Genomic DNA, 25,112 nt, shown 5'->3' with positions numbered 1-25,112 from the left:
GCGCGACTACTTGCAGACAGCTCCTCTGCCAAGCGCGCGTCAGTACGGCAATTTATGTTCATGATGGTAGGGCGTGAATGAGCCCGGTCGAAAGTATCTTGCAGGAATTCAGTGATAGTATCCAAACCGCAAGCAACGCGGCTGAATTCGAGGGCGTCGCAACGCGTCTCACACAGAAGCTCGGCTTCCAGCGATTTGCCTATCTGCGCCTCACGGGCGACACGCCGATGTTGATTTCATCCTATCCCAAATCCTGGACCAGTCGTTATTTCCAGCTTGCCTATCAGCAACTCGATCCTGTGGTACGCCGCGCACGCCTCGAGCGCGCATTGTTCGGTTGGGGAGGGGAGGGTTCATCCCCGGTCGGAAACCGCGAACAGCGCCGGTTCTTCGATGAAGCGGCGACCTTTGGCATTAGATCTGGTATCACTGTGCCGATCCGGGGCGGATTTGGACGGATGGCCGCATTTACGCTGGCGACCGATGACCGCGACGTTGATTTGGAGCGGCGCGCGGCCGACTGGAAGGATCTCGTACATCTCGCCGGCTTTTATTTTCATAGTCATGTCGCCGCCAGAGTTGACGTACCCTCCACCGATAAACTCGCTGGGAGCGAACTCACTCAGCGCGAGCGTCAATGCCTGGCATGGACCGCACAGGGAAAAACTGTCGCGGATGTCGCGGTGCTGGTCCAGATTGCGCCGCGCACAGTAGTCTTTCATCTTGAAAACGCTCGCCGCAAGCTCGGTGCAGCATCTATTGCCCAGTGCGTCGCCGAGGCCTTGCGACGCGGTTTGTTGTCCTAATCATCCACACCCTGCCATCTCGCGAGATGCAGAACCGACCTGGCGCTCGTCGCGCCGGGCATTATTTTTTGTACTCCGTCCAAAAAGGTCTAGCGAAATCAAGCTGAACCAGACCCACCTGTAAAATCTAACAGGCGATTAGAAAGTTCCTTTCTGGTCTTGAAGCCTCCGGATAGTTTCAGGAGGTTGGCATGCATGCCCTCGGACTTCGCGCGCCGCAATTTGGCCGTCATCTGGAGTTGCTCACGGCGATGTATCGGCTGCGGCGCCGTGTCTTCAAGGACAGGCTCGACTGGTCGGTGTCCATCTCAGGTGAATTCGAGCTCGATGTGTATGACACGCTCGGGCCGACCTATCTCATTCTGATGTCGGACGACGGAGAGCCAGTTGGTTCGGTTCGTCTGCTTCCAACGCTGGGACCGACCATGTTGGCCGACACCTTTCCCATCCTGCTCGGCGGGACACTCGCGCCGCAGGACGAACGAATTCTCGAAAGCTCCCGCTTCTGCGTCGACACCAGGCTTATTACCGAGCAGGCCGCCAACAGCCTCAACCGCGCCACGCTTATCCTCTTCGCCGCGATGATTGAGGCGGCACGTGGCGCGTGCGCAGACAACATCGTGACAGTCACCGATACGCGTATGGAGCGCATTCTCCGGCGAGCAGCCTGGCCATTGAGACGCATCGCTGCGCCACAGCAGGTCGGATCAACCATGGCGGTCGCCGGCTTTCTCGACACGTCCGAACAAGCGCTTCAAATGATGTACGAACGAGCCGAGGTCAGCGGTCCTGTGCTTCTCTCACCCGATTTTGTCAATGCGGCCGCCTGACCACAGAATCCTCGTGAGCAAGGTTCATTAAAGGTGATTTGATAGGCAAATGTTCGCAGACCCACGACATAGTCGAGTGATGTTAATTAATCTGTCGCGCGGCGAGACGCCCACTTCGGCCGCTGTTGCCGCACGTCACAGCACCTTCTCATTGCTGCAGACAGGATTGGAGATGTTCGCCGTTGCGTCGACCGTTATCGGGGAATGCCAACCGAACGGGATTGACATTCGTCAGCAACTCACCCACTCGATGATGCAACTGGACGTCGACGTACTTTCCATTTGGCGAGATCGCCGGTTCACAGATGGTCTGGCTTCAGCCCAAACCGGGATCATTTTCTACGCAGGAGGTTGGCTCGAAGAGGAGATCTTTATTGCTGCGCTGCAGGCGGTCGAGCGGGGATATGACGTACGCTTGCTATCGGACCTCATCGCGGCGCGTGTTGACGCGGACCGATCACTCGTTTTGAATCGACTTGCGCTTCACGGCATCTTGCCGACCACGGTGCGACAGATGCTGCTGGAATGGGCGGTATGTCTGGACGATGCGCTTTTGAAACAAAAGGTTCAACAGCTTTTGTCGTGAGGTGGCCTCAAGCTCGGGCGCCTTTGCCCCGACAGCCGTGCTCGCGCGGGCGTGGTTAGGCATTTGTCCGACACGCCCATTCGTTCCGGATGGAAGCAAGACCTTTGCCTGAGCCGAACGCGAGTTGCCTGGACAAATAATCTTTAACGACGTCTGCGCTTCCTTAACCTTGCCACCTGCTGTTCGGGAAGTGATTGGCAGCCCTAGATCACGCCTGAGGCCGCCCCGCACTTCCGCCTTCGCGGGCTTTGCCGGCGATGTTTCCCGTTGTGCCGTATCGCTTCCCCAAGATCGGACCACCGCTCCGGAAGTATTGTTTGCGCTTGTACGCCGCCTGAGGTGAGTTTTTGGTCATTTAGTTGAAGACGTTCTTGTGCCGGCCGGTAGCTGTGACCCTTGCGACGTAGGTCGCTGGTTCGTTGTCGATTTGCCGGCTGACCAGTTCGCGAGGAGGTCGTCGAATTGACGGAGGCGAGCACGGGGCACATGCATGAGCAGGTGCAAATGCTCTTTGTTGCCGCTGGTGGGGTCGGATTCCCGTGTCCAGATGCTGGTGAACTCAAATCCATTATCCCGAGCGAACTGGGCGAGCTTGTTTCGCCACTTTCTTCCGGTGTCGATCCGCTCGATTGGCGTCTGACCGTCGATGTCGTGTGCTCGGATGGTGACGAAACAGTTCATTGGTTTGCCGATGTCTCGGGCGAAATACCATGCCGCTTCCAACTGACGGACTGCGTAGGCAGTAATGCTGCGCGTAACCCTCCGACGCCCAATCTGGCGCTTCGAGGTCCACTTCGACCAATCGATGTTTCGTTGGTGATCAATTCGAGGGAGTGGTAGCAGAAGCAGAGATAGATTCCACCATCACCGAGACCCCAGCTCCTGAACCATATAAGAGCAGCGTGCAGAAGGGTGGATCCGAACTTGGAACGTCAGATTGCCGAAACGCCAGCCCTCTTCGTGCAGGCAGTCGGACTGACCTACAAGCGCAGGGGAGACGGGGAGGACCCGCCAGAGTGGCATATTGAGAATGAGAAGGTGAGAGAGAGCGTCGCACGTCAGACCTACTGACTTCTTCACAGAGTGATGCGTCTACGGGCACGGCCGAGGATGGAAAAGTCGATCCGGAAAAGTTGAAAGCGTGGGTTACGGAGGTGAGGGCGCTGTGCAACTCGTATGGTCGCGAGAGCGCCGGAAACACTGCATCGGTGAGCTGTTGTCGAAAAGCGGTCGAGACAACGATGGAGTTTGGCCCCTCGTGCCCGTTCGAGACGTGAAGAGATCGGAAACGGAAAGATCGCCCAGGGGCATGGTAATCGGTTTGATGAACCAGCGAGGTGCTCAGTGACGGTTGTGGGCGGGCGTCAGGAGCGTGACCTAGCCACGCAGGATCAAAACTGGTCGCAGCAAACAGCCGTGGAGTGGCCGTTCACGTCAAAGGCTTTTAGCTCTTGTGGCAGAAAACTACGGCAGTCAGGCAGAGTGGTACGACACTGACGCCAATCTCCGAAAGAGATTGTCGTCATGATGCCGCGCTTTCCCGGATCGGCGGACGTATGGCGCGCAAGCTTTGATTCGCGGAAATGACGGATCGATCGTAGAGCGAGCACCGGTTGGCCCGTCACGTGCCAGTTCTCTCCGTGCTTGCCGCCGCGGTGGCCTCAGCGGCTGCTTCCGCCTCGGCCTGAGCAACTGCCGCTCGCAAGACCTTCATGCTGACGGTCATGCGAGGCGCATGGTTCGGAAGATCGACGAAGCCAAACAGGCGATAGAGCTTGGCCGCCCGTTCATTGAGAGCATCGAGAACCACCATATGTGAACCGGCGATATCGGCTACCCTGACGCAATTCTTCAAGGCGTCGGCCAGTAGATGACTGCCGCCGCCCCTGCCACGATATTTGTCAGAGAAACCAATCATCGACAGGTAAATCGCGGGGATCGTTGGATAGCGGGGAAGCTTCTTCCGGATGGGTTCGGGCAGGGTCGTGATATCAATCGCGTGTGAGTTCAAGGCGTAATAGCCTACGACCTCGATCTGATCATCGAGGCAGGCGACGGAAACACGGGTGAGGTCATTGTCTTGCTGGCTGCCGGAATTGTTCTTAAGGAAGTTGTCGACACGAACCACTCCCGACGAAAAAGCCGCTCGATCATGAAGATTACGATCGAGCGGCTCAATCCTCAGACGCGCCAGAAAAGCGCGATCGATTTTCATTTTGGCTTCGAAACCTCATTGTGGAGCTTCATAAGACGAACCAACATAGGCGTGGGTTCCGTTGCCTCGAACGCGCTCAGAAACGCTTCGTGGTCTGGAGCCGTCAGCTTTGTTTGTTCGTAATCTCTCAGAGTCTCCCTTGCAACCCTCGCGGCAACCGTGACAACAAACTCGGATGAGTTGACGCCAAGAAGCCGCGCGGCGCGATCGATGATCTCTTTCGCCTCGACAGTGGTACGTTGCTCCATTCGGGCACTTTTCTGCCCACGGGCGACGCAAGTCTCCTCTTCAAACGCCAACATAGTACTTCTCCCTCTGGCTCGACCACTGTACGTCAGATCCCGTACAAGTCAAATCATTTGAAGTTCGTTCCGGGGGGACCTTAAGAAGCGCTTAGCGCTGCTCCGGGCAAAAACCCTCGAAAAACGAATGAAAACGCCAGTTTTTCAGCACCACATGATCAGAGCACATAATCTTGATCTGTGATCCAAGTCACTCCGTCGTGCCGGCATCAGCTTAGATTAGGTCGCGCCTGCTGCGGTTGATTAGGGTAATTGGTTGGCGCGGCCGTCCGCCGAAAGGCCTCACAAAATCAATCAGGAAGCTCCTGAGCGACTTTAGTGGTGCTCTGCTAGGGTGATGGGTGTGGAACGTATCAAGAACGAATAGGCGGTCTTGCAAGCGGTTTAGAGGGCCAATCTAACCACGACCAAGGACCTAAACCACCAGTTACCCACAATCACCGCCCAAGATCAGCGTTGCAAAACAACAGACTTACCGATAGACGCCAACGTTCGATGATCTTGGTCGTCCGGATGGCAGTTTCTCAACCTCTTACTGGCTCGCGTCCTGGCTCGAGAAAAGCATGCTCGTAAAGAGGCGAGGTAGTTGCGCGGGTGGTCTCCCTTTTCCAGGACGGGTTCGTGGATGGCGAGTCCACCACCATGCGCCGATAACCGCCTAATGCCATCGCGCCGAGATGCTTTGATTCTTCCGGTTCTGTAGGCCGGGTCATTGAAGTATTTGAGGCGGTGTTCCGGGGTTCGCATTTCGCGCCAGCAGCGCCGACCAATTGTGCGACATTCTCGCTATTGCGAGCGAAACCCTCAAGGTGATGCCATCGACTATCCCAATCGAAGTCGGCGAGCAGCCGTTCTCGACGCCGGAGAGTTCGATGTCCGGCTGCTTCATTCCTCGGTTATCCTCAATCCTGATGCCCGCCTTAAGATTTCCGGCTTCGGACCACGGCGTTAGGGGCGAGCCGGCTTTGACGTTGCTGGTGGTAGAGTGGTGGCGAACCAAGGCGTCAGGATGAATGCCATTCCAAAAAATCCCGCACGTCCAAAAGCAGAGTAGAACGGTTAGCGGCTTCCCACATCATTATCCGGCCTTCCGTTCCGTCTCTGCCGAGCTCTGCCAGTAGTGGCATGTCGAGGCTTGGAATCTCCGGCATGGCTTTGCCGGGAATCGCCTACAGGTCGCCGAGCATGCCGACTGTAGACTCGATCCCGGGACAGGATTTACGTCGCGCAATTTCGCCAACCACCTATCGCTCCACGCTTTGGTGCGTTTGGACTCCCAAAGGATGATGCCGGCGGCCTGGCCGATCGAACCATTGACTTACTGGACAAGATCGGCACCCAGCTCGCCCTTGCCGATAGGCTCAACTAGGTCGGTCGGAAAACGCCCACGCAGCAGTACCTCGAGCTCAAGCTCAAGCGCTTCGCCCTGTGACTGCTGAGAGCCTTGCTCAGCTTTGCGCTTCAGTTCTTCGATCGTGCGAGCCATCGACTCGATCGTCTGGTCTTTTTCAACGACGCGCAGCCGAGCGGCTTCATCGGCTTGCTGGCGGGCTTTGATCTGAATTTGACTGACCGACGCTTGAACGCGCTTTTCGACAGTCAGATCAAGTTCGCGGTACGGAGAAAGCTGGAGGCTCCCGTAGACGCTGATCGGAAATGATCGTTCCTAGACGGCCCGCCGGTTCACGCTGGCGGGTCTATTCCACGAGCCGCATAGTCGGGCGACGTTTCATGCGATCAAGGGCGCGGACAACTACTTCTCTATCGAGAACGGCCAATAGCCGGTGCACTGTTTGAGTGGCGTCGCGCGGCCCTGGTGCGATGTATTCGCCAAGGATGCGCCTGGCATCCTCAATTGCCTTCAATACGGTGTCCTCATCCGGAGTATTCATGGCGCACGCCTTTAATGTGCGGACCCAAACCGGGAAATGAATTTCTTTCTATTCTCGTTTTGGAATGAAAAAACGGCCCCGGCTTGCTGCTGCGCCAAGACCACCAGATATCATGATCACTATCGAAATTGTAGTCTGTGGACTGATGGACATATGAGCAAGATTCTTCGCGTTCTTCATGGTCGTTCAGCAATTGACAGCTTCTTTGGTTACCAAATCATTGGGAAAAAGTGGCAAGCCGTCCCAGTGTTGGACGCCGAATGCACAAAAAAGCCGTACCCGCTCCGTTCGCCATAACCAAGATACAGTTCTCACCTTTCTCGCCCGGAACAGATTTCATACTCGTGACATGATATGCCGACGGTTGAAGCTCGACCTAGGATGCACGCGATGGGGCGATATTACTTCGGCCTCCAGGGTGCTCAGAATGCCCACGACTCAGGCGGCCTAGCATTTGAAAACGACATGGAAGCTTTCCATGCCGCTAAGCGACTGGCGCAAGAGTTGGCTGCCGCGCGACCAAATCTGAGAGGAAACACCTGCGTGGTGCTCACCCGCCAGGATGCGGATGATCTTTATTGCATAGGTGTTTTGTAAGACCGCTTCAGTGGGCCACTAGGCCCCATTGAAGCGCCCGCCGGTTCACGCTGGCGGGTTTTTACTGCCGCTCTTTCCCGAAATCTTTCTCCGGAGTCGCAAGGCGAACCGACGCGTAAACGCGTCCGTGCTTAAATCTCCCCGTTTTAGCACCCTCCCAATATTTCGATTCGCCCGGCTAGTAGCGGCCGGGCTTTTCGTTGCCGGGCCTTACAACGACCCCAGCCCCTCCCAGATGATCGCCAGCACCAGAAATAACCAGTATGGCGTAAGCGGTCCGGCGGCCAATGCGGTTCATTCCAGAACCTCGTATTCGAAGGGACGCCCTCAGGGTCGTTTTCCTCGAACCACTTCTCGGCGGCATCACGTTGGCGAACACCTTGATGTGCTCGGTATCGCCGACCTGCTTGGCGATGTTGACGTAGACAAAACGGTCATTGGTCTCTCTTCAGCTTGCGCTTGCCCCAATGCGGCATCTTCAGATCCGGATTAAACATCCGTTCAACGTGACAAGCACGCATGACGCCGATCAGCGCTTCCATCGCGGCCTGCCATTCCGGCGTGGAGTGCTTGGCTTCCGGTAGCTTTGTGATGTAAGCGGCAGCATTTTTCAGCGTGATGAGGCGGCGCCCACGCGGCAGCGGAATCGGATTGTCAAAAGGGGCGGACCAGGACAAGGAAAGGCTTTTGAAAATAGAGGGATAGAAATTTACGCGAGTGTCGGTCCTCTTTAATGCGTTCTCGGGCGGCTCTTGCTACTGCCTTGGCCTTCTCCAGTGCGGTCCTTTGCTCCAGCAGATCAGGCCTAAGCCTGCGGCTCCGAAGGTCATCCCAATAAAAATATTGGCTGGGCTGACCGGGAATCTGGACCTCGAAGCTGCCGCAGTCCGGGACAGCCTCGTGTTTGATGATGCGGACGCGATCGGAGATGCGCCAAATTCTGCCAAGAATCAGACTGAGCTTGAATAGGCCATTTCGAAGCGTCGCAGTGGCAAAGGCCCGGCGTATGTCGTCCGGTCCCGTCGTGCGCCGGGCCGTCCTTTGCGCTTGAGCGTACCTGTCACGCGACGGCTAATGTGGCTTTCGGCCAACCGGCCTAAACAGCTCGGGGTTGTTTTCAACGTAATCAACCCAAAGGTCATTCATCATTCGGCATACATCATCCGGCCGAAAGCCGCCGTCGTTAGGCTGACTATCACCAAGGTGGCCTAGCTGCATGATTCCCGAGTAGGGATTCCCAGGCGTAGGTGTGAATGCCGCATCCGTAGGCTTGTGAACGATACCATGCGGAGACACACCAAACTGGTCTCGATTTACTGACGCACGCAACATCGTTGCCTCCCACGCAAGGCTGCTCCAACCCGGGCAATCAGGAATCGTTCCGAACGCGCACGGCCGCTGAACCAACGATAAAAATCCGGCGACACAGTCTTGCCGTCGCTGGGACAGCGCGATGCACTGCCCAGCTTGCTACTTTGCCAAAACTTGTAGAACGCTAGGCCACCGCTGATGTGACACTGCGGTCGCTCATAGCCGACTGCCTCACCGGCCTATGTGCCGTATGCTTGTCTTGCCCGAACTTCGTCATACATCTGAGCCACTTGTTTTTTTTGAGGGCGATAATGCGCGATGCTTTCGTAGAATTGTGGAACGGCCTAGTGCAGCAGCCGTGGCCGCTTCGGGCTGTGATTGGCGCTTTGTTGGGTGCTTACCTATTCATCGTGGTGCCATTTCTTATTGGAAAGAAAGATGTCTCGTCCGCGAAGGGAGGCGCCGGTGGAAGCGCCCAAGTAGAGGGCAACGGCCTGGCTATTAACGGCGGTGGTGGACAGGTCGCTGGAAAGAAGGCTTACGGTCAGGGTGGTGCTGGTGGAGCAGCCAGTGTGGGTGGCAGCGGCACAGCTATCGGGGGCTCCGGCGGACAAGTGACCGATAGGTGACGGTAAGCAAGATGACACAGGATCGCCGCCTTATAGCGAGCTATGCAATTCCGCTTCTGGCGTTCCTATTAATGGAGCAAGCATTGGCACAGAATAAACTCCCGCCAGCGAGCGGCGGAGATGGTGGAAGTGCCCGGCTCGAAGGGGAATGGTTTGTCAATGGGCGGACCCGGCGGTCGCGTCTCAGGTGACGCCAGAGGCGTTCAAGGCGGCCATGGTGGTGGTGGACACGTTGCCGGCGACGGGGTCGTCGTGGGCGGCGGAGGCGGACATGTAGCTGGACCCGGAGTGTGGCTGCCACCTGCACGGTCAGGTTACGAAGTGCATCAGCGTGCGCTTGGGCTCCCAGTTGATCCATATCTCGCGCAATTTGGCCGCGGTGGCGCAACGCCCGGCTACAATGAAAAGTTGGCTGTCGTCGATAGGGTTCGCGAGACCTACCTTCGGTCGCATTCTAAATTCTCGCCGGAGAGCATGTACAATGTACATTCCGTTTCCCTCGACTACATCAATGGTGCGTTAGAGGCCATGAACGAAGACTGGCGGGCGCGGATTTTTGAAGATCAGTTTGAGTTCTTTCTTCCGTAGATCACGATAGAGGCGCAGCAATGGCTCGTTGTTGTTGAGCCTTAGCAGACGGGCTGCCATCCGAGGTGCCAATTTGAACACTCTGATGTCTTGAGCAAAAATCGTTTTGGGTTGCGAACTGATCAGTTCTGGTAACTAATTACAGGCCCATTCCATCTGTACGAAACGGGAGCGGTTGAGCGTGCACGGGGTACGCTAGGTCGCACCAACGTCGGGCGCGATTTCGCAGCGCAACAAACATGATCCGATGTTGCAAGCGCGATCTCGCTAAACGCAGCCGCTAACGATATTTTAGATCCATCGAGCGGCTATCGATCTTTCAATTGTAAGTAGGAATAGGTTCGTGTAAAGATTGCGTGGGGCCTGCGTTCCTTTTTATTTTTTCACTTTCTTATTTGCGCCGCCCCTGGGGTTTGTATGCGGCGACTGATTGCGTGTTCCTTGTTCTTTCTTCTTATGGTCGGATGTGCCTCGATTTCAGTGCAAGAATTCGAGGTTTACAAGACAGCCTTTGATAAGACGAACGAAGCCTCGACCGCCATTCTAGACCAATTGGCATTGCAGGAACGCGCGCTATTCCTGCGACACTACAAGTATGCGAGGAGCGCCACTCATTTTGAACCCGGGCTTGCTCGCTTCTTGACGGACTCTGTTGATCCGCCTGGTACGGCTGCCTTCAGAGGCGCTCTGCAGGTCATCAAAGCGTATAATGATCTGCTGTATGGTTTGGAGAGCGGACAAACCGCCCAAACCCTAGCAGCCAAACTATCGGCCATGGAGTCGGCTACCAGCAGCTCGATCGTTGCGGTGGGCGGCGTTGCTGCAACGGCCACTGGCGCCAACGCTGCCTCGCTCGCCACGTCAATGGCTGCGCTTGATAAGATTTTCCAGACCCTACTCCCCTTCATTCAACTCGGGCTCAAGTACCGAGCGCAACAGGAATTCAGAACGTTTCTGGTTCAGAACTATGGTCTTGTCCGGGACCTGCTTTTGCACCTGCGCAACGGCACGTCAGCTATTTTCCCAGTCCTTACTGCAGCGTCAGTCCGAGAGTTCAATGATGGTGGAGCGATGTCCGCGGAGGATAGCAAGCGGATCGAAACGTACCGGAAGCTGCTGGCTGATTGGGTGATTCTGCTTGAGGTGACCATCAAGGCATTGGATCGCGCAAAAGCGGCCGCAGAGGCGCCGCCGACGTTAGTGGATAACGTAACGGGGCTTACGGCCTTCGCGATCGAAATGGAGACGGCGGCAAAATCAGCGAAAACAAATTTAGCGAAGCTTGCCACAAAGTAGTTGTTTTGCGTGGAGTAACTGCAATGAGTGATACTCTCGACATAATTGAGGCCATACGCAGCAAACTGCGAGATGCTTTCGCACAAGCCACGGACGATGAGCAAAAGCAGAAGATCAAGAATGAGCTGAAACGGCTCGCCGATCTGCAAGAAGAGGTTGTTTTAAGTGAGTTCGAAACTGCGGCGGCAGAAATACAAGCGCTAACGAACGCGCTCCAGCGGATCATCGACAACCTGAACGGCGTGATCGCAAACTTCTTCATTCAGGATCTTAACGGGATTGGTACTCGTGCCGGCTTGCCAGTTCGTGGTCCAGAGCCTCCAAGAGATGCCGGAACACCTGCTCGTAGAGATCGACGCCGGCCCCCTCAAGGCTCCGCCGCAACTCCTCCGGCAAGCGGCAACGGGTGGTCTGGGCTCATCGCGGCATACCGAGGCAACAATACGATCAGCAACGACCTGAAGGTCGCAAGCCTTGCCCAATGGATCCAGGAATCTGGTCGTGGGACTAGTCGGTTGGCGCGAGACTACAATAACTTCGGCGGACTCAAATACCGGGCGCGCATGCAGGGGTATTGTACTCCCATCGACTACACGGGAACTGACGGTGAGAGTACGACCTATTGCAATTTTTCTTCGCCGTCAGCCTTCATCGAAGGCTACTGGCACTTCATAGCTAGCGGAGATGCGTATTCCGGATGGGAGGGGTACAACACCAACGCAGCCGCATACATTCGCTTTATCGCTCCGAACTATTCGGCTGACCCAAATTATGTGACGAGCGTTCTCAGGCTATTTGACGAAGCCACTTCGCTACTGAACCAAGATAGCTCCGGAGCGTCGGGAAGGACAGAACCACCGCCGTCTCCGCGCATGCCAGATTTACCGAGGGCCGACGGATCATCGGCACGGGTCGCTATCGTTATCGGACACAATGCGCGATCGCCCGGCTCGAGCGCAGGCTCTCCACTTTCCAGAACTGAGTTTACGTTTAACTCTGAGATTGCCGCGTTTATGCAGAGGAATGCGGCACAGTACAATATTAAGCTGCAGGTTTTTACGCGACAATCGAATCCGAGCGTGCAGCACGAAATTATGGCTGCGTACGAGCAGGTAGCAGCCTTCAATCCGGTTTGCGCGGTCGAGCTTCACTTCAATTCGTCGGATGATGCAACGGCCACAGGCTCGGAGGTACTTTTAGTCGGCGGAAAGCCAGCCGCGACCGCTCTTGCGTCTAGCTTGGTATCGAGCGTGAAGAGCGCATTGGGCCTGAGGCTCAGAGGCAACAACGGCTTGACTGTCGTTTCCCGCGGCGGTCGTGGGTGGATATCTGTTTCTGCCTTGCCAAACGTTCCGAGCGTGCTCTGCGAGCCGTTTTTTGGTTCGAACCCCAACGATTGCCTAAGGGTTGCAGCCCTTGGAGAAGATAAGCTTGCGCTGGCGTATCTCCGAGGACTGCGTGAATTTGTCTTGAGCAGAAACCTGGTAGCTTAGGAGCGGGCTATGAGAGTTCTCTTGGGGCTTACCATTGGTGTCCTTCTGCTACTTTTGACGTCACAATTCCCTCGACCTGCGTACTCACAACAGTCGCCGGCGCTGACTAATCCCGCGTCTTCTCCGAGCCCGTCGGACCAACGGATCTCCAATCCGCCGCCGCCAGCTGAGCAAAAGAACACTCCAGAGCAGCGCTCTCCTACTGCCTACCTGACTTACAAGACTCCCTACGAATTCTGGCTCACCGCGCTTACGATCCTTCTACTCATCGTAATGGGTGGGATGCTGTGTCTGATGGCGTACACCGGAACGTTGACCCCAGAATTTTACAAGGCGTTTCTGATACTGGTCGTTGTGTTCTCCGCCTTATTCTTGATTGTGGCCGGCTACACGGATCAACAAACTGCACCGGTCTTCGGCCTATTGGGTACGATCGCCGGATATATTTTTGGCCGTCTATCGAGCACTCCGGACGGGCAGGCCGGCGTCCAGAACGAACCTAACCGAGTTCGTGCTGAGCCAGCGCGGAATGGAAATGCGGTGAACGCAGGAGCAGAGCCACCGCGTGACGGAAGTCCAGCCAATACGACAGGAGTAGCTCTCGGCGATCTGCCGCGATGATCAAGGAGAGAGGAGATGCGCAAAGAGACTGGATTGAAAAGCGCGGCGGCGCTGATCTTCGCTGTTATCATGCAATCAGCACCACCATCCTACGCTCAATTCAATCTGAATGTCGAAAATTATGGCCTGCGAATGCCTCAGCCGACAACTCCGGCGAGAGAGTTCTCAGGACGCAATAACACGTTCAACATACCCGGTCTCGCGCCGACGCCTGGAGCGGTGGCCCCAGTTGTGGTGCAAGTCCCAGGCGCGACGCCCGGAGCCACGACCATGGCCCAGCCTGTGACATCTCGCCGCCGCACCATAGAGGATCCCATTGTCTCGAAGAACAATATTGGCTTTTACAACGAGTCGAGCGACCAGACACTGAAGTTTCAGTTGCTGGTCAGCGGCGCACCTCGCACCATTACATTGCAGCCGCATCAGGTCATAACCATCGACGTGGATCCGCCGGCCGAGCTGAAGGGAGTGTTAAACACAGACGGCAGAGACCCTTCTGAAACGCCGTTCTCCTCGGGCGAACTTTATGTACTTCGAGCTGAGGGCGGAAAATGGGTATTTGCGAAGCTATGACTATGTGAGCCAGCACCGCTCTGATTTCTCGCTGATGCAGGGCTACGCATGCTGGGTCATCCGGAGAAGGAGAGGTGCCGTGGCTTGGAAGCATTTAGGTCTAATAGTCGTGACGCTCACCCTTCTATCTTCAACCGCGGTGATTGCCGACACTTGTCCACCCCCGCCGTCTCAGGTTGAGAAAGGTATCCAAACCGACGCCGAGCTAAAGATCGGAGCGCTTGGTAAGCTGGTCGGTTTGGACGCAGTCGGTAAAGTAACGCCGATCACTGAAAATCTATTCGTAAAGTATCCAAACGCCGACAAGCTGGTCATTGCGCAGCTGATCGCAAGTACGACATGTCAGCTGCTTCTAAAGTCAGGTCTAACTGGCAAGGATTTGACCGAAGCTATAGAAAAGCTGAATGCAAGCCTGCTGTCGTTGATGATAGAGCAGCGCAAAAAGGAAGAGGAAAACAAACCGCGCACGGAATGGAAGCTTCAAGACGACGATGTAGCGCTGACGAACTCAGGCGGACCGATCAAGAATTTGGACGTCGAGGTGGTTGTATTTATTCAAACAGATCTCCATTGGCGCAAGGATGGTAAGGACTACGGCCTGAACGGGCGCTACGGAAGCCAAAAACCCGGAGTAATTATTGGCCGCGGTGAGAAGGGGCCCAATTTGGTGGTGCTGCCACTTGGCAGCGAACGGAAGGGATTTCGAGCTGTGATCGAAAGAGTTATTGAAAGAACTAAACCTGAAACGGTCATTGACCGCTTCAGTTACATGCAGAACTGCCTGAAGATCCAGTACGATGATCTATTCGGGGGGCACTACACTGACTATCGTGTCGACAATATTGTTGCGACAGGCGGAGGCCACACTTGGGTCGAGAAGTTCAAGTTCGATGAATGCAAGGAAGACTTCGAAAAGACCGGGCGGTACGCCGACTCCTATAGGCGCGGCGGCGGCTTGGGACGATTTGAATATTGGAGTGGTAATGAAGAAAATCAAATAGAAAACGTGATCGCCACCGACATTTCAAGGCAGATTGAGCGTTGGAAGAGTGATGTCGGTAAGTAGGTGAAATAGATCTCGCATCTCCGACTGCTCGAACTGAGCTTCGAGTTCGTAATCAAATTGCGTCTTTTGCGCTAACTCGGAAAGCGACGAGTTATCGACTTTCCAAGATAGAGTGGCGGAGCGCGTGCGGTCGGATGAGACTGAATTCCACCGAGTTATTCGCATTTGAGCCGTAAGCGTCGTTCCGCTCCCACCTTCTCGCGGCACATGGGATAGGCGAGTTTCACGATCTCTTTGAAGGGATCGGCTTGTGTCTATGCTTGACCATACGCTTAAGTCGGACGTGACGGCGCGCCGGCTGGAAGTGATCACGGAGACGGGACGCCGTCGTTGGTTCTCCAAGGACGACAAGGCCCGGATCGTCGAGGAGACGCTGGTACCAGGCGCGGTCGTTTCCGAGATTGCCCGGCGACACGGGCTGACGCCGCAACAAGTTTTCACCTGGCGCCGGCAAGCACGCCGGTTGCCGACGCCGATGGCTGACGATCCGCCGTTTGTACCGGCGGTGGTAGACGCCATGGCACCAGTCGCGGTTGGTGGCCATGAGCACAAGACAGCGCGACGCAAGGCCAAGCCGGATGTCGGGGGAATCGAGATCGAAGCCGAAGGCGTCACTATCCGGGTCGGCCGAGGCGCGGACGTGGCGATGATTGCGGCCATCGTCCATGCGCTGAAGGCAAGCCGGTGATCGGCCCGTCCGGAACTGTCCGGGTGATGGTGGCAACCAAGCCGGTCGACTTCCGCAAGGGAATGGAGGGGCTTGCGATGTTGGTGCGCGAGCACATGAAGGCCGATCCGTTCTCGGGTGCTGTTTATGTGTTCCGAGCCAAGCGGGCGGACCGGATCAAGCTGATCTTCTGGGACGGTACGGGTTTGTGCCTGTTTGCCAAGCGGCTCGAGGAAGGCGTCTTCCGCTGGCCGAAGATCGAGGATGGCGTGATGCGTTTGTCGGCGGCGGAATTGTCGGCGCTGCTCGAAGGGCTTGATTGGCGGCGTGTCCACGACGCACGGGAGACGGTCGTCCCGACGCAAGCCGGATAATTGTGGGCCGCGCTGCGGCGAAGTGAATCAGGGGCATCGAGCACGTCGTCAGGCGGGCGCGAATATGCTCTGATTTGCCTGTGAGCGATAACCTTCCTGAAGATCCCGAGACGCTGAAGGCGATGCTGCTGGCCGAGCGGCACGAGAGCGAGCGGCTGCGCCAGATCATCAAGGAATTGCAGCGCCATCGCTTTGGCCGGAAGGCCGAGACGCTTCCCGAGGAGCAGATGCTGCTCGGTCTCGAGGACGTCCAACAGGCTGCGGCCTGGACGGAAGCCAGCCAAGACGAGACAGCTCCGGAAGGCCGGGCGGAGCGCGCACGCAAGCGCCGCAACAATCGCGGAGCACTACCGGCGCATCTGCCGCGGATCGAAGTCGTGGTCGACCTCGACGCCAGGACCTGTCCCTGTTGCAAGGGCGACCTGCACCAGATCGGCGAGGACAGGAGCGAGCGACTGGACATGGTGCCGGCCCAGTTCCGCGTTGTGGTTACCCGGCGTCCCAAATACGCCTGCCGCGCCTGCGAAGATGGCGTCCTGCAGGCCGAGGCTCCGGCCCGGTTGATTGAGGGCGGACTGCCGACGGAGGCAACCGTCGCCCAGGTCCTGGTGTCCAAATATGCCGATCATCTGCCGCTGTACCGGCAGGCCCAGATCTATGCCCGCCAGGGCATCGCTCTCGATCGATCGACACTGGCGGACTGGGTTGGGCATGCCGCCTTCCATCTGCGCCCGCTGCATGAGCGCCTTCTCACGGTGCTTCGAGCGAGGTCCAAGCTGTTCGCCGACGAGACGACGGTGCCGGTGCTCGATCCCGGTCGAGGGCGCACCAAGACCGGCCAGCTTTGGGCCTATGCCGCCGACGACAGGCCCTGGGGCGGCCTCGATCCGCCCGGCATCGCCTATGTCTATGCACCCGACCGCAAGGCCGAGCGGCTGTTCAGCCATCTTGCCGGCTTCAAGGGCGTCCTGCAGGTCGATGGCTACAACGCCTACCCAAAGCTTGCCGAACGTGGCGAGGTCGAGCTCGCCTTCTGCTGGGTGCACATGCGGCGCAACTTCTACGAACTCGCGACAGCCGGCCCCGCGCCGATCGCAAGCGAGGCGCTGAAGCACATCGCCGCATTCTATGCGATCGAGAAGGAGATCCGCGGCCGCAGCGCCGAGGAGCGTCGCCTCGTGCGGCAGCAGAAGAGCCGACCACTGGCCGATGCCTTCGAGGTATGGCTGCGCGCCAAGCTGGCTCTCATCAGCCAGAAGATTAAGCTCGCCGAGGCCATCCGCTACGCCCTCTCGCGCTGGCAAGGCTTAACGCGCTTCATCGATGACGGCCGCATCGAACTCGACAACAATACCGTCGAACGATCGATCCGTGGTATCAAGCTCAGTCGCAAGAACGCGCTGTTTGCCGGATCCGACGGCGGTGCCGAACACTGGGCTGTCGCCGCGTCCCTGGTCGAGACTTGCAAGCTCAACGACGTCGATCCGCTCGCCTATCTCACCGACGTCCTGACCAGGATCGTTAACGGGCATCCCAACCGCGACATCGACCAGCTGCTGCCCTGGGCCTACCGCCCTCAAGCCCTCAAAGCCGTGGCCTGAGAACGACGCTTACTTTGAGCCGAAGCCGACGTCTGGATCAAGTTGATCGAGTAGCTTGCAACTAGCTCGACAGGACGCGACGCTTCGACTCGGTCAAACGTAGCATCTTTTATAAGCTGTTTTCCGCATTCTCGGCATCTAGGAGTAGGCTTGTGGCAAATGAATTCGATCGTCGTTCCTTTCGAGGTCGGAAGAATGTGCCGCCTCATCATGGTCCCTGCCAGTGGATCTCCCCATGTGATTCCCGCGGTCTGAAGCCGCCCAAGAAGTTGCGGGATAATCCAGCCAGCGTCCTTCCAGGACGATCTGCAGAGATACTAGCTTAGCTAGCCGGCGCAGCTGCGAACTCCGTGCCATCCAACCAGATACGGTGCAGGATGATGGCGAGTTTGCGCGCCACGGCGACCTTCGCCTTTCGCGACCCGATCCGAGCCATCAATTGCTGCCCCCAACGGCGAAGGGCACAATCTTTGCGCATGCGTGTCGTGAGCGCGTTGGCCGCCTCGAACAGAGGGCTTCGCGCCATGCGGTCGCCTGACTTGGATATCCGGCCAGAGATATCGACCTCGCCGGATTGATAGCGCCGAGGTGTCAGGCCGAGAAACGCTCCGACATCGGTGGTCTGCGTCGCCGGTCAAGCGATCCTGCGCAAGCTCGGGGCAGGCAGTATCCCGGTTGTCAACGTCGAGAACGCCTGCGCCACGGCATCGACGGCATTCCAGCAGGCGTGCTCGATGGTGACGCTCGGAGCTTATGATGCAGTTCTCGCATTCGGCGTTGAGAAGCTCTACCACGTCGATAAAGAGAAGCCGATGGCTGTTTACGCCGGTTGCGTCGATGTTGAGCAGCCGGAAGCGCTCAATCAATTTCTGGCGGAAGACCTCAGCGAGGAACAGGTCAAAGCGGCGCCACGCGAGCGCCGATCTCTCTTTATGGACATATACGCGCGTCTGGCGCGAGACTACATGACGAAGACCGGCGCCACTCAGCAAGACTTTGCCCGGGTCTCTGCGAAGAACTCTCGTCATGGCAGTCTCAACCCATTCGCGTAGTTCCGGGACGTCCTCACCGTCGAGGATGTTCTCGCAGCGCGGTCGATTTCCCCGCCGCTCACCCTGCCGATGTGTTCGCCGATCGGCGACGGTGCTGCCGCTGCGGTGATCGTTTCGAAGCGGGTGGCTGCGCGTCTTGGTTTGACAGTGCCTGTCCGGGTTCTGTCTTCGATTCTGGCGAGCGGTTTTGATGCGGCTCCAGACAAGCCTAGCTTGGCCCGCCTAACCGCAGGTCAAGCCTATGAAGAGGCGGGCATCGGCCCGAACGAGTTGAGCGTGGCCGAATTGCATGATGCGACATCGCCAGCGGAGCTCATCTACTATGAGGAGTTGGGGCTGTGCGGTGACGGCGAGGGACCATCGTTTCTGGCGACGGGAGCGACGGAGTTGGGCGGACGTGTGCCGGTCAACCCTTCCGGCGGGCTTGTACGAAAAGGACATCCCATAGGCGCCACGGGCCTCGGGCAGATTTATGAGCTCGTTCTTCAACTGCGGGGACGCGCAGGCCCGCGTCAGATCGAGGGAGCCAGGCTGGCATTGGCCGAAAACGGCGGAGGCTTCATTGGCGGGGAGGCTGCCGCTCTTACGATGACTGTGTTGGCGAAATGATGACTCAGCGCACTCTGCTGGAGATGGTGAAGGATGGAGTTGGCGTCGACGACGGCGATCCGATTCTGACATTTGTTGATGTAGACGCTCAGGGCCGGCTCGTCGAAACCAGACGATCTTATCGCGACTTGCTGTCCGCGGCGCGGTTGCTGGCGGGGGCCTTGCACAGTGCCGGAACGCGGGCAGGCGACGCATTTGCTATCGTTCTGTGGAACGAGCCGGAATTTGTCGAGGCGATGATTGCCTCGGAGATTGCAGGCACGGTGTTTGTGCCAGTCGACCCGCGCACGCCAGGAGAGCGGCTCGCGTACATGCTCAAGTTTTCAAGATGCAAGGGCGCGATCGTGTCGCCGGAAATCGTGCCTCACGTCGTAGATCTTGCATCCGAGCTCCCCGACCTACGATGGATCTGGACGATCGGTCCCGATGCGCTCCGGCATCCCGCCGATCTCTCCAGTCCGTGTTGGCGGAGGCAACGCCGACAAATGAGCTTGAGCCGAGGCCGCTTGATGCGCCGATGCAGATGCTGTTCACATCGGGCACGACCGGACATCCCAAGGCAATTCTCGCGCCCCATGGTCGATTTGCTTTCGCGGCGAGCCTGGGCGAGTCCATCGGATATCGATCAGGGGACCGCCTGTACACCGGATTGTCGCTCACTCACGCCAATGCTCAATTTAGCACCCTGGGGAATTCTCTTCGTGGACAATTGCCCGGCGTGTTCAGCAAACAGTTCACCAAATCACGGCTGTGGGAGATTGTTGCTTGCTACGGCTGCACGACCTTTAACCTGCTTGGCGGAATGACGATTGCGATTTTCGCAGAACCACCTGGCCGTTCTGACGGCGCACACAATGTGCGCTTTGTTCTCAGCGCCGGAATGCCCGCATCGATGTGGCGCGCTTTCGAGGAGCGCTTCGGCGTCGCCATCTTCGAGTTCTTTGGCACGGCTGAAGGCGGTCTCACTCTCAATCCTCCCGGGATTGGGCCTGTCGGATCGATCGGCAAGGCGCTATCGGGCACCGTCTGTGAGATCCTCGACGAGGCGATGCGGCCCGTGCCCGCGGGGGAGTTGGGCGAAATATGTTTCCGTAACGCTGACGGTACGGTCCCGCCCGTGAACTATTTCGGCGCCAAGGAGGCAAGCGAACAGAAGACGAGGGGAGGCTGGTTCCATTCGGGCGATATAGGCTGGAAGGACGAGGCAGGCTGGCTCTATTTCTCACACCGGGCGGGCTACTCAATCCGACGGAATGGAGACTTTATCGATCCCCGAGCTATCGAGACAGTGATTGCCACCATTCCGGATGTCGATGACGTCTTGTCTATGGTGTCGCGACGGCGATGAATGCACCCGGGGAAAAGGAAGTCATCGCCGCGATCGTGAGCCATCGCGGCCTAGCATTACAGTTGCATTGTATCAAAGGTTCTGAATCCATGGGTGACCATGATTCGGGATTTGATGATTGGTGGTGCGTCGGTTGAAGATACGCTGACGCTGTGGGCTTCGTCGTTGCGGGATGCCAACCAAGGCATCCGTCCGCTGTTTACGCAGGAGCGGGTCGCGGCCTCGGCGGGGCAGTTTCTCGACGGACTGTTGGGCAATGAGCCACGCAAGACGGGTTGGATGCGGGCTGAGGCGGCCGGCGATCCAGGCCCGTGGCGCCAGCAGGCGATCTTGGGCCGGGGCCAGTGGGACGCCGACGCGCTGCGCGACATTGTCCGTGGGTACGCGCTGGAGACGCTTGGCGATGAGGACGCGGTTCTGGTCATCGATGAGACCGGCTTTTTGAAACAGGGCAAGGCGTCGTGTGGGGTCGCACGCCAGTACACTGGCTCGGCGGGCAAGATCACCAATTGCCAGATCGGAGTGTTCGCCTCCTATGTGTCGCGGCATGGCCATGCCTTCATCGACCGGGCGCTCTACCTGCCAAAGGAATGGACGGATAAATCCGCTCGCCTGAAGGCAGCGCATGTCCCGAGCGATGTGGGCTTTGCGACGAAGCCCAAGATCGCACGTCAAATGATCGCTCGCGCGATCGCCGCAAAGGTGCCGTTCTCGTTCGTGGCGGCGGACAGCGTGTATGGCACGGGAGACATCGAAACTCTGCTGCGCAAGGCAGGCAAAGGCTATGTTCTGGGTGTTGCTTCCAATCATGTGTTCTATTCCTGGGGCAAGCCGCAGCCTATCGCCGGCACCGCCTCCGCGATCGCGCAGAGCCTTCCCAAAAAGGCTTGGCGCCGCCTGCCGTCCGGCGAGGGGACCAAAGGTCCACGCTGGCACGACTGGGTCTATCTTGAGCTGGCCGACCTCGACGCCAGCGAATACAACGACGACCTGGCCGGGGAATGGACCCGAGGTCTTCTGATCCGCCGCAACATTGCCGGCGGCAGCTTAGCCTTCTTCTCCACATGGTGCCCCAAGGGCACGTCCATGCAGAAGCTGGTGTCCGTGGAAGGCCATCGCTGGGCTATCGAGGACAGCTTCGAAACCGCTAAGAACGAGTTCGGCCTTGATCACAACGAAACTCGCTCCTGGCATGGCTGGCATCGCCATGTCTCACTCGTCATGCTTGCCTTTGCCATGATGGCAACACTGGGCCATTGCTCAAAAAAAAACCGACCGCGGCCTCGACCGAAGCATCGTTCTTGATCCGCTGGTCGATCCAGGAAATCCGCCGCATCGCCATGAAGCTTGCCCAGCGGCGCATCTCGCACGCCCACATCCTCGCATGGTCATCCTGGCGCAGGGCCCATCAGGCCAACGCGCGCAAGGCCCATCTCAGGCAAAAATTACAACTGTAATGCTAGGTCAGCGTTTTCTTGGTTCGAATCATATCAGGCGGCCTCGGCCAGCTTGTAGGACCAAGTGTGGATGACAGGATGGCGATTGACATCGTCAATGCCGGCCATGATGCGCTCCTTGAGCTCGTGTTTAGAAGTCACCCGGATGTGGCGCAGGACGGAGCGGGCGAACTTGGAGAAGAAGCCCTCGATGAGGTTGAGCCAGGAGCCGTGCTTGGGCGTGAAGGTAAATTCGAAGCGGCCGGCCGGTCGTGTCTCGAGCCAGGCCCTGGTTTCTCTGGAGATGTGTGCGGAATGATTGTCAAGAATCAACTTGATCGCGGTGTGGGCCGGATAGGCGGCGTCGAGCAGCTTGAGGAATTCGACGAACTCGCGGCTGCGGTGGCGGTCTTTGACGAGAGCGTGGACCTTCCCGGTCAGCAGATCAATTCCAGCCAACAAGCTGAGCGTGCCATGACGCCGATACTCAAAATCGCGCGCAAAGGCCGGATAGACCCCCGGCACGGGTGACAAATCCGGCGCCGTCGTCGCGATGGCCTGCATCCCAGGCTTTTCGTCGTAGGAGACGATCGCCACTGGCTTACCCGGTTTCTTCGACTTGGCGGCGGCCTTTTTCAGGACCTGAACCTCGCGATAGACACACAGAACCTCCGCCATCTTCTGCTCGAACTCGGCGTCGCGGCGTTCCAGATAGTAGCGCACCTTGTGCGGATTGATTTCCTCTTGGCCGAGAATCTTACAGACCGTGCCCTGAGCCAGACGGGCGAGACATTGATGTCCCGCCCGCGGTCCGTGCTCGCGCATGGCGTGCCAAAAGCCGCGTCGTCCACAGTTCGTGCGGGTAGCCGTGCTCCTTGGCCTTGTCACATGCCAAAGACACCAGCCAGGCCTTGGCCTCCGGTGTGATCACCGGCTCCTTGCCTGGTCGCGGGCGCTCGTCGAGCGCCGCCAGTGCGCCATCAGCCACCGCCCGCTCGACGCAGCGCTGGACCGTCTGATGATGGGCGCCAAGTTTTTGGCCCACCCCAAAGAACGACGGATTCTCGCGGTAGGCAAGCAGCATCGCGGCCCGCGACACCCGCCGCGCCGGTTCGGTCCGCGACCGCGAAAGAGCCGTCAACGTTTCGATCTCCGCATCGGTCATTGCCAACTCGACCGCTTGCCGCCATCCTGCCATGATGAAGCTCCTCCTCGTTCAGTCAATCGCAAACGAGGAATCCACGAACAAACGTTCCGTTCCATCACTGCCAAGTTCACGGAATCGGTCGTCTCGTGGGCTGATCCGACCCTATGTCAGCGATCGGTGACGTGTGGAATTGTAGGCAAATGCTGACATTTTCTGTTGTCAGCGAGCGGTGACATATAGTAATGTAAGCGAACGCTTACATTTGGACCGCCTATGCTGATACGCACTCCTGCCGATCTCGGTGCCGTCATTCGCGACAGACGCAAACGTCTCAAGCTCGACCAGTCGACACTGGCCAAACGCATTGGCGTCAGCCGTCAATGGGTAATCGAGATCGAGCATGGCCACGCCCGCGCTGAATTGGCGCTCGTGCTCCGTGCACTTGACGCGCTCGGCATTCCCTTGGATGCCAGTGCCGAGCCGACGGCGAGCCGCGGCTCGGCACCAGCCCGCGTCGATATCAATGCCATTGTCGCCAAAGCCAAAAAGGGCAAATCATGACGAACGAACTCGTCGTGCTGCTGGATGGCAACGAAGTCGGCCGAGTGCGTAACGACCCGCGCGGCAGACTGACTTTTGTTTATGATCGCAACTGGCGCCGCACACACGGGGCTTACCCTCTCTCACTTTCGATGCCGCTAGCTGCCGAACAACATGGCCCCGCAGCGGTGCAGGCCTTCCTTTGGGGGCTCCTGCCGGACAATGAGCGAGTACTTGATCGGTGGGCCAAGAAATTCCAGGTTTCGGCCCGCAATGTCTTTGCTCTTATTTCCCACGTAGGCGAAGATTGCGCCGGGGCCGTACAGTTCGTTGCGCCTGATCGTTTAGAGCCCTTGAGAAGTGGCAAGGAGGACAAGATTGAATGGCTCGACGAGCCGGAGATCGCAAAACGGCTCCAGGCCTTGCGCGAGGATCATGCCGCCTGGCGTTTGCCGCGCGACACAGGCCAATTCAGTCTTGCCGGCGCGCAGCCAAAAACGGCGCTTCTTCTGAAGAAGGGCCGATGGGGCATTCCATCAGGGCGTGTTCCGACCACGCATATTCTAAAGCCGCCCACCGGCCATTTCGACGGACACGCCGAGAACGAGCATGTCTGCTTGTTGCTGGCGCGCAACCTTGGCCTGCCGGTCGCGGATACGAGGGTAATGTGTTTCGAAAACGAAGTCGCGATCGTGGTTGAACGCTATGACCGCCACCTGAGTGGCAATTATATCATCCGGGTCCATCAGGAAGATATCTGCCAATCCATGGGTATCCTGCCGACCACGAAATATCAAAATGAAGGTGGCCCCACGCCAGCCGATGTGATCGATCTCTTGCGTACCTACTCGACGGACCGCGAGGCTGACGTCAAGACATTCGTCAGCGCTTTGGGCCTCAATTGGCTTATAGGAGGCCCAGACGCACACGCCAAGAACTACTCCCTGCTTCTGGCCAGCGGGCCCCATGTACGACTTGCGCCACTCTATGACCTGGCCAGCATTCTTCCCTACGACGATGTCGACATGCGGAAGATCAAGCTCGCAATGAAAGTTGGTGGCGAATACAAGCTCGATCAAATCGGCTTGCGCCAGTGGCAAAAGTTCGCGCGCGAAACGCGCGTTGATGCGGACGAAGTCATTGCTCGACTGATCTCCATGGCCGAGCAGATTCCCGATTTAATCGCCGACATCCGCGCGCGCGCGCAAAAGGAAGGATTAGGCAATGCCGTTATCGAACGACTGGCCGCTACACTAAGCGCGAGAGCGATGGACTGTGAGCGCGTTCTGAAGGGAACCTAAGCCCATCCAGAACTGGCGATCGACAGCCTGGGAAGTGCAAAGACTATCAAGCTGCCCACCTAGCTAGATCGCGACCGAGATCGACTCCGCCATGATCGCCGATCCCGATCATCAGCGCCTCGCACAGGCAAGCAACGGAATTGGGTTTCGATTGAGGGGGCTACCGCGCTTCCAAGGCATCGTGGATGGGGTTCGTTTGCTGAGGATCTGAGGAGCGAGCCAGCTCACTCTC

At 57.8% G+C, this 25,112-nt stretch carries 27 protein-coding genes and 2 pseudogenes; 21 read left to right on the top strand and 8 right to left on the bottom strand.

Features of this window, described 5'->3' with window-relative positions:
• The first annotated feature begins 77 nt into the window (after positions 1-77).
• From QA643_RS25110 to QA643_RS25095, 4 genes are all read left to right on the top strand, one after another.
• On the top strand, positions 78-806 hold the full coding sequence (locus QA643_RS25110; protein WP_283028544.1) for an autoinducer binding domain-containing protein: 729 nt from the start codon (positions 78-80) through the stop codon (positions 804-806).
• Between the two features lie 191 nt (positions 807-997).
• Positions 998-1,636, top strand: coding sequence for an acyl-homoserine-lactone synthase (locus QA643_RS25105; protein WP_283028543.1), 639 nt, complete (start codon positions 998-1,000; stop codon positions 1,634-1,636).
• 49 nt (positions 1,637-1,685) lie between these two features.
• Positions 1,686-2,222 (top strand): hypothetical protein, encoded by a 537-nt coding sequence (locus tag QA643_RS25100; RefSeq protein ID WP_283028542.1) that lies wholly within the window; start codon positions 1,686-1,688, stop codon positions 2,220-2,222.
• A gap of 462 nt (positions 2,223-2,684) precedes the next feature.
• Positions 2,685-3,062, top strand: a complete 378-nt coding sequence (locus QA643_RS25095; protein ID WP_283028541.1) for a hypothetical protein — start codon at positions 2,685-2,687, stop codon at positions 3,060-3,062.
• 781 nt (positions 3,063-3,843) lie between these two features.
• Here QA643_RS25095 and QA643_RS25090 read toward each other — a convergent pair.
• The 4 genes and pseudogenes from QA643_RS25090 to QA643_RS25075 form a co-directional block, all read right to left on the bottom strand.
• A complete protein-coding gene (locus QA643_RS25090; protein WP_283028540.1) occupies positions 3,844-4,437 on the bottom strand; it encodes a GNAT family N-acetyltransferase in 594 nt (197 codons plus the stop codon).
• The gene (locus tag QA643_RS25085) at positions 4,434-4,739 is read right to left on the bottom strand and encodes a DUF1778 domain-containing protein (RefSeq protein WP_283028539.1); all 306 of its coding nucleotides are present in this window, start codon (positions 4,737-4,739) and stop codon (positions 4,434-4,436) included. The genes QA643_RS25090 and QA643_RS25085 overlap by 4 nt, the downstream gene beginning before the upstream one ends.
• A gap of 709 nt (positions 4,740-5,448) precedes the next feature.
• Entirely contained in the window at positions 5,449-5,628 is a 180-nt protein-coding gene (locus QA643_RS25080) for a hypothetical protein (RefSeq protein WP_283028538.1), read from the bottom strand.
• Positions 5,629-5,961: 333 nt separating this feature from the next.
• A pseudogene (locus tag QA643_RS25075) lies at positions 5,962-6,354 on the bottom strand (DUF2130 domain-containing protein); the annotation flags it as partial.
• Between the two features lie 667 nt (positions 6,355-7,021).
• On the opposite strand from QA643_RS25075, the gene QA643_RS25070 reads away from it, so the two are divergent.
• Complete coding sequence (locus tag QA643_RS25070) at positions 7,022-7,228, top strand: hypothetical protein (RefSeq protein ID WP_283028536.1); 207 nt, start codon at positions 7,022-7,024, stop codon at positions 7,226-7,228.
• A 434-nt stretch (positions 7,229-7,662) separates the two neighbouring features.
• Here the strand turns inward: QA643_RS25070 and QA643_RS25065 are convergent, their stop codons facing one another.
• Positions 7,663-7,905: a hypothetical protein gene (locus tag QA643_RS25065; RefSeq protein ID WP_283028535.1), complete on the bottom strand. Its 243-nt coding sequence runs from the start codon at positions 7,903-7,905 to the stop codon at positions 7,663-7,665.
• Between the two features lie 1,383 nt (positions 7,906-9,288).
• Between QA643_RS25065 and QA643_RS25060 the strand changes: the two genes are divergently transcribed.
• The 9 genes from QA643_RS25060 to QA643_RS25020 all read left to right on the top strand — a co-directional run bounded on the left by QA643_RS25060 (position 9,289) and on the right by QA643_RS25020 (position 17,447).
• On the top strand, positions 9,289-9,756 hold the full coding sequence (locus QA643_RS25060) for a hypothetical protein (protein WP_283028534.1): 468 nt from the start codon (positions 9,289-9,291) through the stop codon (positions 9,754-9,756).
• A 417-nt stretch (positions 9,757-10,173) separates the two neighbouring features.
• Positions 10,174-11,052: a hypothetical protein gene (locus QA643_RS25055; RefSeq protein ID WP_283028533.1), complete on the top strand. Its 879-nt coding sequence runs from the start codon at positions 10,174-10,176 to the stop codon at positions 11,050-11,052.
• Positions 11,053-11,075: 23 nt separating this feature from the next.
• Positions 11,076-12,545 (top strand): glucosaminidase domain-containing protein, encoded by a 1,470-nt coding sequence (locus QA643_RS25050; protein WP_283028532.1) that lies wholly within the window; start codon positions 11,076-11,078, stop codon positions 12,543-12,545.
• Between the two features lie 9 nt (positions 12,546-12,554).
• Positions 12,555-13,166: a hypothetical protein gene (locus QA643_RS25045; protein ID WP_283028531.1), complete on the top strand. Its 612-nt coding sequence runs from the start codon at positions 12,555-12,557 to the stop codon at positions 13,164-13,166.
• A gap of 15 nt (positions 13,167-13,181) precedes the next feature.
• Entirely contained in the window at positions 13,182-13,739 is a 558-nt protein-coding gene (locus QA643_RS25040) for a hypothetical protein (RefSeq protein ID WP_283028530.1), read from the top strand.
• Positions 13,693-14,805 carry a hypothetical protein gene (locus tag QA643_RS25035; RefSeq protein ID WP_283028529.1) on the top strand — a complete coding sequence of 371 codons (1,113 nt, stop codon included), beginning with the start codon at positions 13,693-13,695 and terminating at the stop codon, positions 14,803-14,805. The genes QA643_RS25040 and QA643_RS25035 overlap by 47 nt, the downstream gene beginning before the upstream one ends.
• Before the next feature lie 256 nt (positions 14,806-15,061).
• Entirely contained in the window at positions 15,062-15,493 is a 432-nt protein-coding gene (locus tag QA643_RS25030; RefSeq protein ID WP_283034925.1) for a transposase, read from the top strand.
• Entirely contained in the window at positions 15,490-15,846 is a 357-nt protein-coding gene (tnpB, locus tag QA643_RS25025) for an IS66 family insertion sequence element accessory protein TnpB (RefSeq protein ID WP_283028528.1), read from the top strand. The genes QA643_RS25030 and tnpB overlap by 4 nt, the downstream gene beginning before the upstream one ends.
• 122 nt (positions 15,847-15,968) lie before the next feature.
• On the top strand, positions 15,969-17,447 hold the full coding sequence (locus QA643_RS25020; protein ID WP_283034924.1) for an IS66 family transposase: 1,479 nt from the start codon (positions 15,969-15,971) through the stop codon (positions 17,445-17,447).
• Positions 17,448-17,769: 322 nt separating this feature from the next.
• Here QA643_RS25020 and QA643_RS25015 read toward each other — a convergent pair.
• Positions 17,770-18,069, bottom strand: a pseudogene (locus QA643_RS25015) (transposase); the annotation flags it as partial.
• Here QA643_RS25015 and QA643_RS25010 point away from each other — a divergent pair.
• From QA643_RS25010 to QA643_RS24990, 5 genes are all read left to right on the top strand, one after another.
• Entirely contained in the window at positions 18,065-18,499 is a 435-nt protein-coding gene (locus tag QA643_RS25010; protein WP_283028527.1) for a beta-ketoacyl synthase N-terminal-like domain-containing protein, read from the top strand. The pseudogene QA643_RS25015 and the gene QA643_RS25010 overlap by 5 nt on opposite strands.
• 69 nt (positions 18,500-18,568) lie before the next feature.
• Positions 18,569-19,108 carry a hypothetical protein gene (locus QA643_RS25005; protein ID WP_283028526.1) on the top strand — a complete coding sequence of 180 codons (540 nt, stop codon included), beginning with the start codon at positions 18,569-18,571 and terminating at the stop codon, positions 19,106-19,108.
• Between the two features lie 328 nt (positions 19,109-19,436).
• On the top strand, positions 19,437-20,456 hold the full coding sequence (locus QA643_RS25000) for an AMP-binding protein (protein WP_349253220.1): 1,020 nt from the start codon (positions 19,437-19,439) through the stop codon (positions 20,454-20,456).
• A gap of 99 nt (positions 20,457-20,555) precedes the next feature.
• Positions 20,556-21,761: an IS701 family transposase gene (locus QA643_RS24995; protein ID WP_283034923.1), complete on the top strand. Its 1,206-nt coding sequence runs from the start codon at positions 20,556-20,558 to the stop codon at positions 21,759-21,761.
• Positions 21,758-21,913, top strand: coding sequence for a hypothetical protein (locus QA643_RS24990; RefSeq protein ID WP_164719132.1), 156 nt, complete (start codon positions 21,758-21,760; stop codon positions 21,911-21,913). Before QA643_RS24995 ends, QA643_RS24990 begins: the two co-directional genes overlap by 4 nt.
• A gap of 33 nt (positions 21,914-21,946) precedes the next feature.
• Here QA643_RS24990 and QA643_RS24985 read toward each other — a convergent pair whose 3' ends face one another.
• Together QA643_RS24985 and QA643_RS24980 are read right to left on the bottom strand one after the other, a co-directional pair.
• The gene (locus tag QA643_RS24985; RefSeq protein WP_283028524.1) at positions 21,947-22,717 is read right to left on the bottom strand and encodes an IS630 family transposase; all 771 of its coding nucleotides are present in this window, start codon (positions 22,715-22,717) and stop codon (positions 21,947-21,949) included.
• On the bottom strand, positions 22,650-23,090 hold the full coding sequence (locus tag QA643_RS24980; RefSeq protein ID WP_283028523.1) for a helix-turn-helix domain-containing protein: 441 nt from the start codon (positions 23,088-23,090) through the stop codon (positions 22,650-22,652). Before QA643_RS24980 ends, QA643_RS24985 begins: the two co-directional genes overlap by 68 nt.
• 222 nt (positions 23,091-23,312) lie before the next feature.
• Between QA643_RS24980 and QA643_RS24975 the strand changes: the two genes are divergently transcribed.
• Positions 23,313-23,600, top strand: a complete 288-nt coding sequence (locus QA643_RS24975) for a helix-turn-helix domain-containing protein (protein ID WP_283028522.1) — start codon at positions 23,313-23,315, stop codon at positions 23,598-23,600.
• On the top strand, positions 23,597-24,880 hold the full coding sequence (locus tag QA643_RS24970) for a type II toxin-antitoxin system HipA family toxin (protein ID WP_283028521.1): 1,284 nt from the start codon (positions 23,597-23,599) through the stop codon (positions 24,878-24,880). The genes QA643_RS24975 and QA643_RS24970 overlap by 4 nt, the downstream gene beginning before the upstream one ends.
• Positions 24,881-25,112: the final 232 nt, after the last annotated feature.

The sequence above is a fragment of the Bradyrhizobium sp. CB3481 genome, from assembly GCF_029714305.1.
Classification (GTDB): Bacteria; Pseudomonadota; Alphaproteobacteria; order Rhizobiales; family Xanthobacteraceae; genus Bradyrhizobium.
This window is presented reverse-complemented; position numbering and strand designations above follow the sequence as displayed.

What these genes read in the sequence shown, in the direction of transcription:
- QA643_RS25005 (WP_283028526.1), top strand. Translation starts at nt 18,569, where the DNA reads ATGTGTTCGCCGATCGGCGACGGTGCTGCCGCTGCGGTGATCGTTTCG.
- QA643_RS25045 (WP_283028531.1), top strand. Translation starts at nt 12,555, where the DNA reads ATGAGAGTTCTCTTGGGGCTTACCATTGGTGTCCTTCTGCTACTTTTG.
- QA643_RS24970 (WP_283028521.1), top strand. Translation starts at nt 23,597, where the DNA reads ATGACGAACGAACTCGTCGTGCTGCTGGATGGCAACGAAGTCGGCCGA.
- QA643_RS25030 (WP_283034925.1), top strand. Translation starts at nt 15,062, where the DNA reads ATGCTTGACCATACGCTTAAGTCGGACGTGACGGCGCGCCGGCTGGAA.
- QA643_RS25000 (WP_349253220.1), top strand. Translation starts at nt 19,437, where the DNA reads ATGCAAGGGCGCGATCGTGTCGCCGGAAATCGTGCCTCACGTCGTAGA.
- QA643_RS24980 (WP_283028523.1), bottom strand. Translation starts at nt 23,090, where the DNA reads ATGGCAGGATGGCGGCAAGCGGTCGAGTTGGCAATGACCGATGCGGAG.
- QA643_RS24975 (WP_283028522.1), top strand. Translation starts at nt 23,313, where the DNA reads ATGCTGATACGCACTCCTGCCGATCTCGGTGCCGTCATTCGCGACAGA.
- QA643_RS24995 (WP_283034923.1), top strand. Translation starts at nt 20,556, where the DNA reads ATGATTCGGGATTTGATGATTGGTGGTGCGTCGGTTGAAGATACGCTG.
- QA643_RS25040 (WP_283028530.1), top strand. Translation starts at nt 13,182, where the DNA reads ATGCGCAAAGAGACTGGATTGAAAAGCGCGGCGGCGCTGATCTTCGCT.
- QA643_RS25105 (WP_283028543.1), top strand. Translation starts at nt 998, where the DNA reads ATGCATGCCCTCGGACTTCGCGCGCCGCAATTTGGCCGTCATCTGGAG.
- QA643_RS25085 (WP_283028539.1), bottom strand. Translation starts at nt 4,739, where the DNA reads ATGTTGGCGTTTGAAGAGGAGACTTGCGTCGCCCGTGGGCAGAAAAGT.
- QA643_RS25060 (WP_283028534.1), top strand. Translation starts at nt 9,289, where the DNA reads ATGGTGGAAGTGCCCGGCTCGAAGGGGAATGGTTTGTCAATGGGCGGA.
- QA643_RS25100 (WP_283028542.1), top strand. Translation starts at nt 1,686, where the DNA reads ATGTTCGCAGACCCACGACATAGTCGAGTGATGTTAATTAATCTGTCG.
- QA643_RS25110 (WP_283028544.1), top strand. Translation starts at nt 78, where the DNA reads ATGAGCCCGGTCGAAAGTATCTTGCAGGAATTCAGTGATAGTATCCAA.
- QA643_RS25050 (WP_283028532.1), top strand. Translation starts at nt 11,076, where the DNA reads ATGAGTGATACTCTCGACATAATTGAGGCCATACGCAGCAAACTGCGA.
- QA643_RS25020 (WP_283034924.1), top strand. Translation starts at nt 15,969, where the DNA reads ATGCTGCTGGCCGAGCGGCACGAGAGCGAGCGGCTGCGCCAGATCATC.
- QA643_RS25070 (WP_283028536.1), top strand. Translation starts at nt 7,022, where the DNA reads ATGGGGCGATATTACTTCGGCCTCCAGGGTGCTCAGAATGCCCACGAC.
- QA643_RS24985 (WP_283028524.1), bottom strand. Translation starts at nt 22,717, where the DNA reads ATGCGCGAGCACGGACCGCGGGCGGGACATCAATGTCTCGCCCGTCTG.
- QA643_RS25080 (WP_283028538.1), bottom strand. Translation starts at nt 5,628, where the DNA reads ATGAAGCAGCCGGACATCGAACTCTCCGGCGTCGAGAACGGCTGCTCG.
- QA643_RS25035 (WP_283028529.1), top strand. Translation starts at nt 13,693, where the DNA reads ATGTACTTCGAGCTGAGGGCGGAAAATGGGTATTTGCGAAGCTATGAC.
- QA643_RS25090 (WP_283028540.1), bottom strand. Translation starts at nt 4,437, where the DNA reads ATGAAAATCGATCGCGCTTTTCTGGCGCGTCTGAGGATTGAGCCGCTC.
- QA643_RS25055 (WP_283028533.1), top strand. Translation starts at nt 10,174, where the DNA reads ATGCGGCGACTGATTGCGTGTTCCTTGTTCTTTCTTCTTATGGTCGGA.